Below are 16,893 nucleotides of genomic sequence, written 5' to 3' on the forward strand. Positions count from 1 at the left end.
TAGCATACAACGACATAATCATAAGCTCAATCATTTAGCGTAGCTATTGTTAAAAACCGTTACAATTCAATTTCCCAAAATCACTCAAGATCAGTTAGCATTACACTATTAGAATGTTACAGGAGTGGCTAATGTCCGCTAAACCCTCATTAATTAAGAGATTCTTTGGATTTACTTGGAAAACCATCAACGGTATTCGTAAATTAATCCTCAATATCATTTTCTTCGGCATCATTGCCATGATCATTATGGCTATGACATCTGAAGAAGAAATCACCATTGAAGATCAATCTGCCTTAGTCTTAAACCTATCTGGCAGCATTGTGGATCAAAAACGTCATGTTGACCCGATTGAAGCGATATTTAAACAAAGTAACACTGATGATCCGGAAGCAGAAATACTTTTAGCCGACATTCTTTACGTCATTGAAAATGCCACTCATGACAAACGTATTAATAGCATCGTATTGAAAATGGGCAATTTACGTAGTGGTGGGATCAGTAAAATGACCGCCATTGGTGATGCCTTAAACAAGTTTAAAGAAGCGGGTAAAACCGTGGTTGCTGTTGGCAATTCATACGAGCAAAATCAATACTTCCTGGCAAGTTATGCGAATACCATTTATCTCAACCATAAAGGTGGCGTGTCACTTGAAGGCCTTAGCAGCTATCGTATGTTCTTTAAAACCGCACTTGAGAAAATGAACATCAGCACCCATGTATTTAGAGTCGGCACTTTCAAATCAGCGGTCGAACCCTTTATCCGTGATGATATGTCAGCGCCGGCAAAAGAAGCCAGCAACGCCCTGCTTACTGACTTATGGCAAAACTTTGAAACAACCATTGCCACTAACCGTCAAATTGCGACCGAGAATATCGTATTAAGCCCACAAACCTACCTAGCGGAACTTGATAGTGTTAACGGTGACTCAGCTCAATTAGCGATAAAAATGAATTGGGTTGATGAATTAGTCTCAGATGAGTCATTTAGACTCGCCATGCTTAAAACCGTAGGTCAAGAAGCCAATGGCGACTCATACAAGCAAATCTCTTTTTCTAAATATTTTAATTTAGTACAGCCAATTCCTTCACTGATAGAACAAGAATCTGTCGGCATTGTGGTCGCCAAAGGTAATATCCTCAATGGCAAACAACAAGCGGGACAAATTGGTGGCGAGAGCACTTCAGCACTATTAAAGAAAGCCCGCTTTGATAACAAAGTTAAAGCAGTCGTGCTACGTGTCGACACCCCAGGTGGGAGTGCATTTGCTTCTGAAAAAATTAGACAAGAAGTCATTGCCCTTAAACAGGCTGGTAAACCCGTAGTGGTCAGTATGGGTAGCCTAGCGGCATCTGGCGGTTATTGGATTTCAGCAAGTGCTGATTACATTTATGCCACTCCAACTACCCTCACTGGTTCTATCGGGATCTTTGGCATGTTTGCCACCTTTGAAAAAGTCTTGTCCAATTGGGGCATTAACTCAGATGGTGTGTCGACCTCGCAATGGGCTGGTATTTCGGCGACCCGTGAGTTAGACCCAAATATTTCTGCTGTCATACAACGCCATATTGAACACGGCTATCATGAATTTATCTCGTTAGTTGCCACTGAACGAAACATGTCGTTAGAACAAGTTGACCGCATTGCCCAAGGCCGTGTTTGGTCTGGCACCCGCGCCGTTGAACTGGGGTTGGTTGACGAACTTGGCGATATGGATAGCGCCATTGCTAAAGCGGCTGAAATGGCTGAAATGGTAAAGTTTGATACTAAAGTCATCGAGCAAGAGCTCACAACCGAGCAAATCTTCATGCAAAAAATGCTCGCATCTGCTGCAACATATTTACCTGTAGCAACCACACAGTCACCTATGGTTGAACAATTTATGGGTCAATGGCGCACTGTTGTTGAACAAATGACTCAGTTTGATGATCCCAATGGCCTATACATGTATTGCGAACTCTGCGATTACTAAGCTATTGTGATTGTTTAATCTTGTTAGGCATGAAGTCAGAATAAGATCAAATTGAATTATCTTCAAAAAAGCCCGTTATTCGGGCTTTTTTATTGGGTTTTATTCAGCTCAAGCCGTATAATTTGCAGATTATATAATTTAAGTGGTTGAGAATTCATTACAATGACAAAACGCTCCATATACGTTGCCTATACTGGCGGTACGATTGGTATGCGCAAAACCGATGATGGCTTTGCACCTGTGGCAGGATTTTTAACTGATTGTGTAAAGTCCATGCCAGAATTTTACCATGAAGAAATGCCAACCTTTGTCATTAATGAATATTCACCATTGATTGATTCTTCAAACATGGCACCACCTGATTGGCAGCGCATCGCCAATGACATCAAAGCCAATTACCATAACTACGACGGCTTTGTGATCTTGCATGGCACTGACACCATGGCATACACGGCTTCTGCCTTGTCATTCATGTTACAAGGGCTATCCAAGCCTGTTATCGTAACCGGTTCGCAAATCCCATTAGCTCAGCTGCGCTCAGATGGGCAAACTAACCTGCTTAATTCACTGTATATTGCGGCGAATTATCCCGTCGCTGAAGTGTGTTTATTCTTTAATAATAAGTTGTTCAGGGGCAACCGCTCAACCAAAGCCCATGCTGATGGTTTTGATGCTTTCGCGTCACCTAACTTTCCTATATTGTTAGAAGCTGGGATCAAAATTAATTTACGTGCAGGTAAGATCACCGAGCCCACCACTAAGCCCTTAGAGGTGATTAACATCAGCCCGCAACCTGTAGGCGTGATCACCTTATACCCAGGTATTTCAACTGAGATTTTTAACAACATCTTAATGCAGCCAGTAAAAGCACTTATCTTACTGACCTTTGGTGTTGGGAATGCGCCTCAAGATAAAGCCTTATTAGATACCCTTAAACAAGCTGATGAACGTGGCATTGTAATTGTTAATCTAACCCAGTGTTTTCAAGGAAAGGTGAACATGGGGGGTTATGCGACGGGTAATGCATTAGCCAAAGCTGGAGTGATTAGCGGCTCAGATATGACCATTGAAGCAGCATTGGCTAAATTACATTATTTACTATCAAAAAATTTAACTTCAAATGAAGTAAAAATCGCAATGCAGCAAAACTTACTGGGTGAGCTAACTGAATAAATTTCTGAAAATAAATATGTAATGTACTTTAGACAATAAAAAGCCGCATCTTTGATGCGGCTTTTTTTTGCTGAAATAAATTCACTAGAGATAACTAAAAATCAGTTTATAGTTCTGGCTCTTTAAATTCTGCGATAGCTTCACCGCGAAATTGTTTTTTTAACTGTGATTTAGACAGCTCGTTTATCTCGCCACCAGCAGCAATTGTAAAATGATCAGTTTGAGTTAACTTACGCGCTTGATACAACATCACTACCTGTAACGTTGACTCTTTTTGCTCGCTAGATAGCACTGTGCCATCTTCCCATTTACCCGTTTCTGCCGCTGCGCGTAAACGTTGATAAACCTCATCAGGCATTTCATCTATGACTTTATTAATATCATTCATACACTTTTCCGCTTATGTATTAGACTTCTGACTCGAGTAATAATGTAGCCAACAAAGCCAAAAGCAAAACAACTACCTGCAATATATGCATCCGTTCCAGTGGCAACTTCGCCGCCCCAAAAACCATATACTGCACCTGCAATAAATAGCGTTAGAAACAACATCATTTGATTCATTAATTTATTAGACTTCTGAATGTGTGAAATTGTTCTTTTTGAATCACTATCGCCATCAGCAGAAGCCTTACAGTATTGGCACTGTTTTGCTTTGCTCGAAATTCGCTTTTGACACACAGGACATTCGATTAACGCCATAAAACTGCCTATTCTGTTAAATTATCAACCACAGCCAACATCGCAACTAGTGATGCTTCACCTAAATATTCACAGCGCGCCGGTGACCAACCAACCACAGGATCGGCTAAGTTGTCATTGTCTTTAAATGGCATTTCTAAGGTATTCGCTAGACATTTGAATGTGTTGCCGACCCAGTTAGAACCAACGGTTAAGTTCGCTTTTCCTGGCTCATCTTTGTCATAACCATATTTAGTTTGGAAATCAGCACTTGCCATACTTAACGCTGCAAGGAACTGTTCTTGTAACTTGGCCATATGTGGAGTGTAATTTGGTGCGCCTTCACAGCCAGCAACAAACACGTAAGGTAAGCCTTCATCACCATGAACATCATAGAATAAATCTACACCAGTCTCTTTCATCTTATTGGTAACATAATAAACCTCAGGGCTTCGCTCTAAACTAGGCGACTCCCACTCACGATTTAAGTTAGTTCCAACAGCATTCGTACGTAAATGGCCTCTGACGCTTCCGTCAGGATTCATGTTTGGCACGATATAGAAATTAGCTTTATCCAATAGCAGTTTCGAGGTTGGACAATCACTGTCTAATAATTGGTTTAGCAGGCCTTCAATTAACCATTCAGCCATGGTTTCACCAGGGTGCTGCCTTGCGGTAATCCAAATATTTTTCTTTGAAGGATCGTTATCACCAATAGTTAGCAGGCTCATATCACGACCATCAAGGGTTAAACCTAAATTTTCTAGTTTAACTGATGGGTGAAGTTGTACTGAACTAATCAGATCTAAGTGACGTTCGTAACTGTAAGGCGCAAAGTAAGCAATTTGAATGGCATCGCAATCTAAATCAACTTGGATTGATAATTTACCATCTTGATATGTTGTCGGTAAGCGGAACCAATGCTGGCGATCGTAACTAGCAACGGCTTGATAATTTTCCCAACCTTTCGGGTAAGAGGCACTGCCTGCGTTAACGATATTCAATGTGTAAGTTTGACCAATTTGACCTTCCATACGGAAGTTAAACCATTGGTAAAACTCTCCACCTTCATCAGGTCTAATGGCGAGTTGAATGTCATCGTGCTTGTCTAAACTAATGGTCTCAATGTTGCCGCCATCAAAATTCGCGCTAATACGCATAGGACTTCCTTTATGTAAGGTTATAATCGACGTTATCCCTGCATCTTATCAAAAGCCGTTACGCAATAAAATCAAATCCACAGCATCTGCTCTACATCTATTCAATATGGTGACTTAATTTTCTGCTGATGAGGGTTATTAATACCAATACAATAAAAAGCCCCTGTAAGATCACATTAGCTAGGTGTTAACGGATACGTTAAATGAGATTAGCTAAATAATGGACTAAAGCAATAGCCCTTACCTCTAACCGTATTGATGAGTTCTCTTGGTAGACTTTCTTTGGCCATTTTTCTACGGGTATTACTGATGTGCATATCAAGGTTACGGTCAAACTCGCCTAACTCTTTATGCAACACACGCATTTGCAATTCTGATTTAGTGACGATTTCTCCTTTACGCTGAAACAAATATTTGAACAAACGATACTCTGTTTGAGTAAGATTTAATTGCTGACCATTAAATATTACCGCGTTATTATCATCATCAAACTCCACATTGGCGCTTTGTTCAATATGTTGTTTTTCGGTAGTTTGCTCTATTTGTCCACTGGTTAACTGTGATTCGATAACAGCAAAATCAATATTGGCAATATGAGTCATTGAATCGTGAGTTTGCTTTGTTGTGCGTCGATTAAGCACATTCACACGCAGTAAAAGTTCTTTCACATTAATAGGCTCAGGTAAATAATCATCAGCGCCCAGTTCAAATGCAGCAATACGTTCATCGACACTGGCATTGTTGGTAATAACAATCACGGGTGTTTGACAATGCTTACCCATGAGTAACCAAAAAGCATCCATTTGTGTTACTGAAGAGTCCAGTAAAATCACTTCAAACTGATTACTTTCCATTGCAACTAAGGCATTAAAGCCGTTATCAACAATGGTAATAACATAGCCTAAAAGTTGTAATTGCTGACATAAGGGCAAGCTTTTTTTTAGCTGCTGGTCAATGAGGAGGATCTTTTTCATGACGACTTAATCTAAATGGTAACTATTACCATTTAGATTAGCACTGTCATGATCAAAATACTATATGTGGAGTGTAAAGCTTCTGCACGGTTGTTGAACCTAGCTCACAAAAATGAAAAAGACCTGATTATTCAGGCCTTTTTTAGGTATTACTAATGCAGATTTGCTTAATGAAGCAACTTACATTGATGGCTTATTGCCATAATTAGTTAACCATTAATTGCTTAATATATTTTACTGGTGCACTGCCATAACTTAAAAATTGTTCATGGAAGCTCTTTAAATCGAAGTCTTCACCCTGTGTTTGTTTTAGTTCTTCACGTAAATCATAAATTTCACGATAGCCAGAGTAGTAACTGGTTAGTTGCACTTGGCTTAATGTTGCCCTGCGCCACTTTCCTTCTGCTTCAGCTTGCTGCTGGAACGCCTCGTTAGTCATTAACTCAATGGCTTGTTCTTCTGTCATGCCGTTAACGCTGCGTTAAGGGGTGAGTGCCGCCTAAACCAACTTTCCGCAGACCAATTTCACCACAAAAATCACCGCATACCAAAAATGCCACGCGGCAAGAATCCCTCTTAAACGCTTTGCTATGCGCATCTTCCACGATTGATTTCCGCTATCGCAGAGCGCAGATTATTTACTTTGAACTCTGTAAGTAACACGGTGATGAAAGAGAACATTGCTATTGAAATAAGTGCAGCGTTTGTAAATTTTAAATCATTGTCCGCTAAAACACCGAATAGGCCAAAAAATAGTAAAATAAAAGCCATTATCGCTTGAATCGAGTCATTCGTTTTCACCTTGTATTCATCGGCGGCAATATCTTTCACTATTGAAACTGGATTGGACAGCCCGTCAAGTGTAACCAAAACTTTTCCTTTTCTGACTTTGGCTTTAAAACCGATATCTTGTAATGAGTTTACTAAATCATTCATAATAATTACCTATCATTTCTACAAACGCATAACGCCCTGCTAATAAGTGGACCATATGCTGGCGGGCTATTTGCTCAGCAATGGCGTGACAACCTTGGTGAACCTGGATTTAGCAGCTTGTTAGTAGCTGACAGAATAACTTTATGCGCCAGCCATCTTTACTAAAAAAAAATAAAACGAAACAAACTAGACAGCCAATGTAAATCAATAACATAACGACCTTTTCAACTTTGTACAAGTGAACATGCTTGATTAAGTAGCCCGCAGCGTTTGGTTGTGGGCTTTGAAGGTTGATAATGATGATATTTGAGTGTTTTCGGCTTAATTTACCGTTTTTAAGCCGTCACTTTGCAACCATGCAAGGATGATGGTTTTGAGTGTTTAACTTTGGTGATATTAGTTATATTAAACCTATTTAACGTGCCTGCTTACTGAAAATGCTGGCAGCTTGTAGCAAAGTGCCGTCGCCGTTTTTGTAAATGCTCACAGTATTGTGTTAGCTCTTGCAGTGAGCCCACTGGGCCATGAAATAGCTGACCAAATTCGGTGGTGATTTTAAGCCAGTTTTGTTGTGGAATATTAAGCCTGGTGAGTAACTTCGCTCTGCTTTGACTGATTGCGCCGCGTTTATCATCACGAATAAAGCGCCCTGTATCATCCACTAACTCAAGGTAATCTTTTAATGAAAATGCAATGCCTTTGGGTTGGTTAGCACGTTCATTACCAATAAATGGCAACAAGGTTTTAGGCTGCTCACCTTTTATTGCCGCTTTTACTCGTTGTTGGATACTGGTGTAGTCTGATTGCTCTGGTGTGGCGGCCATATTGGCGCGTATGGGGTTTAAGTCCACATAGGCCATACTGGCTAAAACTGCCGCTTCATCTAAAAGCGCTTGAGATTTAAACCTGCCCTCCCAAAATCGACCCGAGCAGTTATCCTCTTGATTGGCTTGTCTGGCTATCGGTTCATTCAAGCAGCGCATAAACCAAGAGATGTCACATAAGCGGCTACGGTAAATAGCGATGCTGTGCTTTTACCTTACTACCTCGTGAGGTTCAATGAGCTGACCTTTAGCAAATTTTTGGGTTAACCCATCGCCTTTAAACAACTTATGCCATTACATCACCACATCGCGGTCACTCCAGTTATTTACTGTTTCAATATCAATGTGTAACACCACATGCAGATGATTAGACATCACCGCATAAGCCGCCACATCAATGGCAAACACATCTGTCAGTTAAAGAATGAGTGATTCAACCCAGCCACGTCTGTGGTCATAGTTGTTACCTGTGTATTTATCATCACCACATACTCTTTACTCTAAAAGAATGCACGGCGAACCACACGGCTACAGCAATGATAATAAGGGTTATCTCGTTGGTAATAGTTCTAGGCTAATTTGGCTTCTACGAGGGCGCGGCATCTATTTTACCCACCATTAAAAAGACCTAGAGGTGGTTTTTAGCCGCTAATGAGCAAAGACATAAAATCGACTGTATGACCATGACTAAGCTTTTACAACAGACTTGATTGAATGGTTAAAGATTAACGATATTTCGCTGCTATTATTTTAAAACGATGAAAATATTTAGATATTAATACCAGTCTGCGACCCACCAAGCTGCAGATCACCTATATATGCCATATACTAGTTAACATCTATTCAAATCCCCCTAATATCGAGCGAATAATGGAAGTCGAGCTACTTGAAATTCGTAACTTCATCCGCCAGTACCCACCTTTTGATCAATTGCCAGAAGAGGCATTAATCGAAGTATCACAAAGTGTCGAGATATCCTATAGTCGTGCTAACAGTATGATCATTGATTTTAATGATAAAATACACGAACTTTATATGATCCGCAGTGGTGTCGTGGAGGTTTACCGACGTTCAGGGGAACTGTATAACCGCCTTGATCAAGGAGGCTTATTCGGCCAAATGGGGCTACTGACCAATAATAAAGTACGCTTACCTGCAAAATCCCTCAAAGACTCCCTACTCTACTGTATTCCTGAAAGTATTTTTGAAGACTTTTGCGAGCGCTATGACGCCTTTGCTGACTTTGTTGAGGTCGAAGGTAGCATTCGTTTACAGCAAGCGGTTGAGGACAATAGCGACGATGCTAACTCACTCACTACTTCGAAGGTTAAAACGCTACTGAGTCGCGAACCTGTGATGCTACCCATTACTACCACCATTCAAAACGTGGCTAAAACCATGTCTGAAGAGCATGTATCAGCGGCCATTATTAACGACCCCAATCTTGCCGATGAAGGTGGTAATAGCTTTGTGGGAATCATCACTGAGCGAGATCTATGTGCAAAGGTGCTCGCCCAAGGGTTAGATGTAGAAACCCAAGTTGCAGAGGTCATGTCCACCGAGCTTATCTCTTTAGATCATAACGCCTATATTTTTGAAGCCATGCTGCTGATGCTCAGGTATAACGTTCATCACTTACCGATATTAAAAAACAAACAACCTATTGGTTTAATTGAAGTCAGTGACATTATTCGCTATGAATCCCAAAACAGCTTATTGATTGTTAGCAGTATTTTTCAGCAAAACAGTATTGATGACTTAATTATCTTGTCACATCAGCTTAAAGATTGTTTTGTGCGTATGGTCAACGAAGATGCAAACTCACACATGGTGGGTCGCGCCATGTCTGAAATTGGTAGAAGTTTTAAGCAGCGTTTACTGCAGTTGGCTGAAGAAAGATTAGGACCGCCACCCGTGCCCTATTGTTTTTTAGCATTAGGCTCTATGGCTCGTGATGAGCAACTTATTGTAACGGATCAAGATAATGCGATTATTTTAGATAATCAATATCAAGAATCACTTCATGGTGAATACTTTAAGCAATTAGCCACCTATGTATGTGATGGTTTAGCTGCCTGTGGCTACACTTATTGCACCGGTGACATAATGGCAACAAATCCAGAGTATCGAAAAACCCAATCCCAATGGGAAGAGTGTTTTGCCGACTGGATTGATAATCCAAAGCCTCAAGCACTATTAAACTGCTCAATCTTTTTTGATCTATATGGGGTATACGGTAGACCCAAATGGGCTGAACAGCTCAACGCCTTTATACTCAGAAAAGCAAAAAAGAATAATCGCTTTTTAGCCTGCCTTGCAAGAAACGCCATTAATCGCACCCCACCACTGGGCTTTTTTAAAGACTTTGTCATGGAAAAAGACGGTCGCCATAACAACTCAATTAATTTAAAGCGCCGTGGCACCGCGCCATTAGCTGATCTTATCCGTGTCCACGCCCTCGCCATTGGCTCACAATCGCAAAATTCATTTGATCGCTTAGAAGACATTATCGAAGCCGGAATTTTACCGCCGTCAAAAGGTAAAGATTTACAGCATGCAATGGAGTTTATCTCTTTAGTTCGCATTCGCCATCAAGCATTAGATATTCAATCGGATCAAGAACCTGATAATAATATTGAACCTGAAAACATGTCTGATTTTGAAAGACGTAATTTAAAAGATGCTTTTTTGGTACTAAGTAGTGCGCAAAACTTTTTAAAGTTCCGCTACAGTGCTAGCAGCATGCAAGGATAATTAATGCGACTTTTTACAAACCAAGAAATTTTAAACTGGAAAGCTTTTTTGCAAATCAAAGCCAAAGAAAGTAAAGATAGCAGATTAAAAAAATTCTATAATGCCAGCACTTACCACGAAGAAATCAAACTGAAAGATATTGAATTTGTCGCTGTAGATTTCGAAACAACTGGCTTAGATGCCAACCAAAACAGCATTATTAGTATAGGTTTGGTGCCGTTTACCTTAGATCGCATCGCCTGTCGAAAGGCGAAACATTGGTTTATCTCACCAGAAGATAAACTCAAAGAAGACTCCATCATCATCCATGGTATTACCCATTCAGACTTAAAAGGCGCACCTGATTTACTCCGAATTTTAGAACAACTATTAGATGAGTTGGCAGGCAAAATTGTGGTAGTGCATTATCGCAGAATAGAACGAGATTTTTTTGACGCCGCACTTCGCAGTTTAATAAACGAAGGGATTGTATTCCCTGTAGTTGATACCATGCAGCTCGAAGCTAATATTCAACAGGCAAAACCCCGAAGCTTTTTAGATTGGCTGAGAAACACTCGCCCAGCATCAATTCGACTTGCTAATAGTCGTAGCCGATACAATCTACCCACCTATCCACCACACGATGCATTAACCGATGCCATCGCAACCGCTGAATTACTGCAAGCTCAAATTCAGTACCACTTTAGCCCAGACACACCGATAAAAAAGCTATGGGTATAGATCGAATAAGCCCAGTTTCACTTGAATAATGACAAGTGAAACTGGGCTTTGGTTTTGATTTAGGTTTAGGTTAGCTCCTTAACCCAGGCCTTTTTTCAGTTCGCAGACCCATAATCAAACTGACACACATCACCAATAAAATAATGGTAAATGGTAAAGCCGTTGAAATCGCACCAGCCTGCAATGCTTCAATGGCTTGGGTGCCACCAACCCAAAGTAGACCCGCAGCAATCGCACCTTCAATAAAGGCCCAGAATACACGCTGAGGAACGGGTGCATCGACTTTACCGCCTGATGTGATGCTATCAATCACCAGTGAACCAGAATCTGATGAGGTTACAAAGAATACGAGTACCAATACAACGGCCAATAACGATAATATATTGCCCATTGGCAATGCATCAAACATCTCAAACATCGCTAAAGGCACTTCTGTTAAGCCTTTCTCACCTAAGGTACCAATCTTGTTGACCACTTGATCAATCGCAACGCCACCGAATACTGACATCCACAAAGTTGTCACCACTGTAGGTACAATCAATACAGCCATCATAAATTCACGGATGGTACGGCCACGGGAAATACGCGCTATAAACATACCTACAAAAGGAGACCATGATATCCACCAAGACCAATAAAACACGGTCCAACCATGCATCCAAGCTTCGTCATCACGACCCATTGGGTTACTTAAAGGAATGATATTTTCAATGTAGCCCATTACGGTCATGGGAATGGTACCCATAGAAACCGCAAAACTCACTAATATAACAAATAACATTAATGCCAGCGCCAACAACATATTGACATTACTGATAACTTTTACACCACCGTCAATACCGCGAACCACAGAAACCACAGCAATTAACGTCACTATCACGATAATGCCGACTTGCAGCATTAAGCCATTATCCATACCAAATACATGGTGAAAACCACTGGCAGCCTGTTGAGCCCCAAGGCCGAGGGATGTCGCCAGACCAAATAAAGTGGCAAGTACCGCTAAAATGTCAACAACGTGGCCTGGCCAACCCCAAGTTCTATCGCCCAATATTGGGTAAAAAACTGAACGCATTGAAAGCGGTAAGCCTTTATTATAAGCGAAAAAAGCAAGTGATAGTGATACTACACCGTAAATGGCCCATGGATGTAAGCCCCAATGGAACATGGTGGCACCCAGTGCTAACTTCGCAGCTTCAGGTGTGTTTGGCTCGACATTAAGTGGTGTTTCATACCAGCCAGTGAAATAAGCTACAGGCTCTGCTACCCCCCAAAACATTAAACCAATGCCCATTCCCGCGGCAAATAGCATGGCTATCCATGACAACATTGAGTAATCGGCCTTGGCTTCATCACCACCTAAGCGAATTTTACCAAATGGCGAAATGATCATTGCCAAACAAAACAACACAAACAGATTGGCAGACCACATAAATAGGCCATCAAAAGTACCTATAATTTTCCATTTTATGCCATCTAATACAGATTTTGATGTTTCTGGTTCAACCAAGAGAATGGCGATTAAGAAGAGTCCAATTAAGGAGGCGCTGATCCCAAAAACAGGGTTGTGGACGTCAAAGCCCCACTTTTGAATGTTATCTTGTCCGACTGTGTAATCGGTATTGTCTATACTATATTTATCGTTATTGCTATTCATTAATCCTCATTTAGAACAAACTTCATTAGTACATGAAAGGTTATTTTACTTTATTTAGCGGCAACTTGCTGTCTATTCTGGCAAAAGCTGCCCTTGATGTGACCTGACACACTATGAGTTAAACGTTCTGGCTAAAATGTCTGCTAAGGTTTAGTCGGATTAGCAACTAAGTTTAAAGTCTAGTTAACTTTAGCGCATAAATGGCCAAGCATTTGAAATTCTGCTTTTTTGAAGTGATTGGGCTGTTTTATCAACCAGTGATATGGCTTATTGTTAAGCCATATCAGCGATTCTAAAATTGACTATGAGTAAGCGCTTAAATATCGACTAGAGATAAATGTTTAAAATGCGTAGATAGCATTAGTCATTTTTAATTTAAAGCGTTTTCAAATCATTGAATTCAACCCTGCCTTTGCGCCAAAAATAAAACGCAGCACAAGCTGCTACCAGCGCAGTAATGACACCAAATTCATCCATATACCAACTCGAATCGGCTTTTTGCAGCGTAATCGGTGTAAATACTTTTTGAATAAAAATATTTGAACTCATGTGGTATATCACCCCAGTCCACAAACTACCTGTTTTCAACCGCAGATAAGTCATTATCATCCCAGTTGAAATGATAAAAACACTGAAAATGATGAGCTGATAATATAAAGGAGTGACATCATTTCCATATAAGCTTTTGATGATCAGTGGCCAATGCCATACGGACCAAACCAATCCACTCACGAGGGCAACACCAGTGAAAGACATAAACTTAGACAGCTCAGGCACAAGTACACCACGCCAGCCAATCTCCTCGCCTAATATCGAAGGTAAAGACACAAAAAAACTGATTGTCGCAACTAATATAAAATGAAATAAAAATATACTGGCGTCGTTCCAATGAACTAAATTGTACTTTTGTTTTTGTGTAAACAAGAAATCAGCATCATAAAAGTCTGCGACACCTAATAACCAAACCAACAGGTATGCCATTAACGCGATGGCAAAAGGAACAAGATAACTTAGCCATTGGTATTTCCACTGCCCCCAGTGCCAACCAAGACCTGAAAGGCTCCGCTTACGAATAATACACGTTAAGATAGTGGCAGCGCCAACAGAGAGCATTAGCGGTGTTGCTTGACCCATCCTAAAAATTAACCAGTAGCCTACAACATAAAATACGATAACCAGTGAGAAAAATGTCGCCAGCGTTAGTACGCTATCTCTAGTAATGTTCAAGCTTTACTCCACTAAATGAACGACCTATATGGCCGTTATAATATATAAAGCTATTTTTTTGATTTATGCTGCAATCGCCAAGTTAAATAACCATAAAAAATACCACCAATAGGAAAAGTAATTAAAGATAGCACTATGCCATCAAAAAAGTGTTCTTCTCCTGTTAAGTGCATAATCAACTGGAATAAAATCGCAGTTGAGATCCCCCAAAGTAAAACACCTTTGATTAAGATGCGCAGTAGTAGATTTCTGTTGGTGATACTAATATTCATTTAAAACTTCCTTGTTGATCTAATAAAACTAAAAAAACATTAATTATTTATAGGTAGTACCATCATGCTTTAACCAGCCTTCGGCGTGTCGCCCTGCAGGATCTGCATGGGTCCAATGGATCACCCCGCCTTTTTTGCTCCATTCATATTCACCATAAAACTCAACAAGGTCACCAACTCGCAAATTTGAAACTCTCGGGGCTAAATCAATATTGTGGGCTACCAGCAAGGTTAAGCCACTATTGAGTTTTAGAATGAATTTTTGATGCCTTGAGCCTTGATTATCATCAGCAAGAATATGAACCACACGACCACTGCCGTTAACTTGAACATCGCCGCTTTTAGACTCATAAGCGCGCTGAATGACAGTATCATTTGCCCCGACGGGTAACACACTTGTCAGCGCCAATAGGCAAGTAAATAGACAAATAAATAGCCATTTCATCATTATTATCCTTAAAAGTATTTGCTTTAATCGTTCAAGTGAATCATTTATTGGTTGTTTTTATCGTCGCCAAATACCTTACCCGTTTTAAGGTAATAGAGTGTTACAACCGAAGCTGTAAACATAATCAGCCCACAAAAAGCCCATAAATAATCGCCATCTTGTATACCTAAAATCAAACTGGCTAAGCCTACAAAAACGATAAAAATTTGTGCGAACATATAAAAATCCCCTTTAATTAGATACCTAAATTAATTTAACGCCGCTAAAAACAAAATCGAAAGGAAAATTAGTTTAGCTAAATCATTGAACTGATATAACAAAATAGCAACAGACTCAAAAGGTACAAGACTCAAATAAGTCACGCTTTGACTTGTCAAATTCATATCGACGACACTAAATGTAGATGATAGAACAGTGTTAAGGCTGACAAAGTCTTTATGAGGGATAATTTTATAGTGATGATTAATTGCTGATGTCAGTATAAAAATACTAAGCATTAATAAAATCCTAGTTTTTATACTGAGTTTGCTAAAACAAATCAATTTTTTAAATTAAAGAATAACTTGAGGATTTAATTAATAGCTTAGAGGTTTAAATAATAGCTTAGAGGTATAAATAATAACTTGTTGATTTAAATAAAAATAGCTTGGAGAATTTGGCGGTGACGGAGAGATTCGAACTCTCGAAAGGTTGCCCTTTACACACTTTCCAGGCGTGCTCCTTCAGCCACTCGGACACGTCACCTAATTTGTTGCATTCATTTTAACGTGTGAGTGGCACGGTTCTATTTATCTATACTGCTATAAGTTAACACTATTGAATATAAGGTAATTATGAAAAACCTTATGTTGTAGAACGAGCGGTACTTTACGCAAATGCGTATTTGAGGTCAAGCAGAAATCGATGTTTTACAAACTCTTGAACGTTTGCTGTTCAAATCGAGCAATTCCGTTGCTCGATTGATTAAATAAAGCACGTTATTAACTCATTAGCGTTGGGAATAAACCTTTAATACCGGCAGCTATCACTTCAATACCAATTGAAAGCATTAGCAGCCCCATTAAACGCGTGATGACGTTAATGCCTGTTGTACCTAGCAACTTAAAAATAATCGGTGCCATTCTGAACAAACCAAAACTCATTAAACCAAAAATAATCACCGTAATGGACATACCTATCATGTCCACCAATGAGTTATTAGTAGAAGAAAATACAATAACTGAACTAATGGCGCCAGGACCAGCCATTAATGGCAATGCCAGTGGTACCACAGCAACCGACTCCATGCCTGATGCTTCACGGTCTTCTTCTTGGTTACGTTTCACTTGGCTCAATTTACCCTGCAGCATAGACATCGCGATGATCGCAATCAAACTGCCACCGGCAATTCTAAAGGCTGATAAAGAGATACTGAACATATTTAAAATATGCTCTCCAATAAAAATCGTGGTTAACAAAATAATCACCACGGCAAAGTTTGCCACTTTACCTGTATGGTTACGTTCTACCTCAGTTTGGTGACTGGTTAAGGTCACAAACACAGGCAATAAGCCCACAGGGTTGATAATTGCTATCAATCCTAAGAAAAACTTAACGTAAAGCATTAAATCCACGAGCTTACCCTCTATATCAATGGTTTTGTGGTCAAAAAAATAATCGCGCAACTCTACTGCTTTTTATGCATTTTACAAATGTATTTTCTTACAAATATGAGCTAGTTAATAATAAACCTAATCTGACCTTAATTTACTTTTACGACAATAGCTTTTCGGAGCCAATTAACAAAATTCAATGTCTACAAACACCACTTACGACATAAATGAAATTTAATGACATAATCGAGTAAAAAAGCGCTATAAAAATTCATCATCAAGCTTTGTACTGTTACAATAAACCTCATTATTGAATGTTAGTTACTTAATCGGCGTTATTAACGACAGTAAGTAGATTGAAATCACTATGGGTAAACACTATGAGTAAACGTACTAGGATCTGTCATAAAAATGGTCATCGAAAAATGACGGGTTCACGCAGAAGATTAACTTACCTTGTATGTATTACTAAAACGGCTCAAAAGTGCCCATCTACAGAACT

15 protein-coding genes, 1 tRNA gene and 2 pseudogenes are annotated in these 16,893 nt (G+C 39.8%); 4 read left to right on the forward strand and 14 right to left on the reverse strand.

What is annotated here, in order from left to right; all coding sequences use genetic code 11:
- The first annotated feature begins 131 nt into the window (after window positions 1-131).
- Both sppA and ansA read left to right on the forward strand, forming a co-directional pair.
- Window positions 132-1,973: a signal peptide peptidase SppA gene (gene sppA / locus AB4140_RS12950; protein ID WP_372001214.1), complete on the forward strand. Its 1,842-nt coding sequence runs from the start codon at window positions 132-134 to the stop codon at window positions 1,971-1,973.
- Between the two features lie 162 nt (window positions 1,974-2,135).
- Window positions 2,136-3,146, forward strand: coding sequence for an asparaginase (gene ansA, locus AB4140_RS12955; RefSeq protein ID WP_102435808.1), 1,011 nt, complete (start codon window positions 2,136-2,138; stop codon window positions 3,144-3,146).
- Window positions 3,147-3,252: 106 nt separating this feature from the next.
- On the opposite strand, the gene AB4140_RS12960 is transcribed toward ansA, so the two are convergent.
- The 7 genes and pseudogenes from AB4140_RS12960 to AB4140_RS12990 form a co-directional block, all read right to left on the reverse strand.
- Complete coding sequence (locus tag AB4140_RS12960; protein WP_102436222.1) at window positions 3,253-3,534, reverse strand: YeaC family protein; 282 nt, start codon at window positions 3,532-3,534, stop codon at window positions 3,253-3,255.
- Entirely contained in the window at window positions 3,531-3,848 is a 318-nt protein-coding gene (locus tag AB4140_RS12965) for a zinc ribbon domain-containing protein (RefSeq protein WP_076536453.1), read from the reverse strand. Before AB4140_RS12965 ends, AB4140_RS12960 begins: the two co-directional genes overlap by 4 nt.
- 8 nt (window positions 3,849-3,856) lie before the next feature.
- Complete coding sequence (locus AB4140_RS12970) at window positions 3,857-4,987, reverse strand: M14-type cytosolic carboxypeptidase (protein WP_102436220.1); 1,131 nt, start codon at window positions 4,985-4,987, stop codon at window positions 3,857-3,859.
- 209 nt (window positions 4,988-5,196) lie between these two features.
- Window positions 5,197-5,961 carry a response regulator transcription factor gene (locus AB4140_RS12975; protein WP_372001217.1) on the reverse strand — a complete coding sequence of 255 codons (765 nt, stop codon included), beginning with the start codon at window positions 5,959-5,961 and terminating at the stop codon, window positions 5,197-5,199.
- Window positions 5,962-6,166: 205 nt separating this feature from the next.
- Window positions 6,167-6,436: pseudogene (locus AB4140_RS12980) on the reverse strand (DUF885 family protein); the annotation flags it as partial.
- Between the two features lie 113 nt (window positions 6,437-6,549).
- Window positions 6,550-6,897, reverse strand: a complete 348-nt coding sequence (locus tag AB4140_RS12985; RefSeq protein ID WP_372001219.1) for a hypothetical protein — start codon at window positions 6,895-6,897, stop codon at window positions 6,550-6,552.
- Between the two features lie 428 nt (window positions 6,898-7,325).
- Window positions 7,326-8,324 (reverse strand): annotated as a pseudogene (locus tag AB4140_RS12990) (transposase).
- Window positions 8,325-8,591: 267 nt separating this feature from the next.
- Here AB4140_RS12990 and AB4140_RS12995 point away from each other — a divergent pair.
- Window positions 8,592-10,475: a DUF294 nucleotidyltransferase-like domain-containing protein gene (locus tag AB4140_RS12995; RefSeq protein ID WP_372001221.1), complete on the forward strand. Its 1,884-nt coding sequence runs from the start codon at window positions 8,592-8,594 to the stop codon at window positions 10,473-10,475.
- Between the two features lie 3 nt (window positions 10,476-10,478).
- The gene (locus AB4140_RS13000) at window positions 10,479-11,195 is read left to right on the forward strand and encodes a 3'-5' exonuclease (RefSeq protein WP_102436210.1); all 717 of its coding nucleotides are present in this window, start codon (window positions 10,479-10,481) and stop codon (window positions 11,193-11,195) included.
- A gap of 70 nt (window positions 11,196-11,265) precedes the next feature.
- On the opposite strand, the gene AB4140_RS13005 is transcribed toward AB4140_RS13000, so the two are convergent.
- From AB4140_RS13005 to AB4140_RS13035, 7 genes are all read right to left on the reverse strand, one after another.
- Window positions 11,266-12,852, reverse strand: coding sequence for a BCCT family transporter (locus AB4140_RS13005; protein ID WP_102436208.1), 1,587 nt, complete (start codon window positions 12,850-12,852; stop codon window positions 11,266-11,268).
- A 375-nt stretch (window positions 12,853-13,227) separates the two neighbouring features.
- Window positions 13,228-13,986 (reverse strand): CPBP family intramembrane glutamic endopeptidase, encoded by a 759-nt coding sequence (locus tag AB4140_RS13010; protein WP_372001224.1) that lies wholly within the window; start codon window positions 13,984-13,986, stop codon window positions 13,228-13,230.
- Between the two features lie 143 nt (window positions 13,987-14,129).
- The gene (locus tag AB4140_RS13015; protein ID WP_372001226.1) at window positions 14,130-14,351 is read right to left on the reverse strand and encodes a hypothetical protein; all 222 of its coding nucleotides are present in this window, start codon (window positions 14,349-14,351) and stop codon (window positions 14,130-14,132) included.
- 43 nt (window positions 14,352-14,394) lie between these two features.
- Window positions 14,395-14,796 carry a DUF3465 domain-containing protein gene (locus tag AB4140_RS13020; protein ID WP_303462328.1) on the reverse strand — a complete coding sequence of 134 codons (402 nt, stop codon included), beginning with the start codon at window positions 14,794-14,796 and terminating at the stop codon, window positions 14,395-14,397.
- A 47-nt stretch (window positions 14,797-14,843) separates the two neighbouring features.
- Window positions 14,844-15,017 (reverse strand): hypothetical protein, encoded by a 174-nt coding sequence (locus AB4140_RS13025; RefSeq protein WP_157936124.1) that lies wholly within the window; start codon window positions 15,015-15,017, stop codon window positions 14,844-14,846.
- A 438-nt stretch (window positions 15,018-15,455) separates the two neighbouring features.
- Window positions 15,456-15,543: transfer RNA gene (locus tag AB4140_RS13030), tRNA-Ser, on the reverse strand.
- Between the two features lie 236 nt (window positions 15,544-15,779).
- Complete coding sequence (locus AB4140_RS13035; protein WP_102438165.1) at window positions 15,780-16,412, reverse strand: YchE family NAAT transporter; 633 nt, start codon at window positions 16,410-16,412, stop codon at window positions 15,780-15,782.
- Window positions 16,413-16,893 lie beyond the last annotated feature (481 nt).

It is taken from the genome of Shewanella sp. 10N.286.51.B2 (assembly GCF_041469265.1).
Classification (GTDB): domain Bacteria; phylum Pseudomonadota; class Gammaproteobacteria; order Enterobacterales; family Shewanellaceae; genus Shewanella.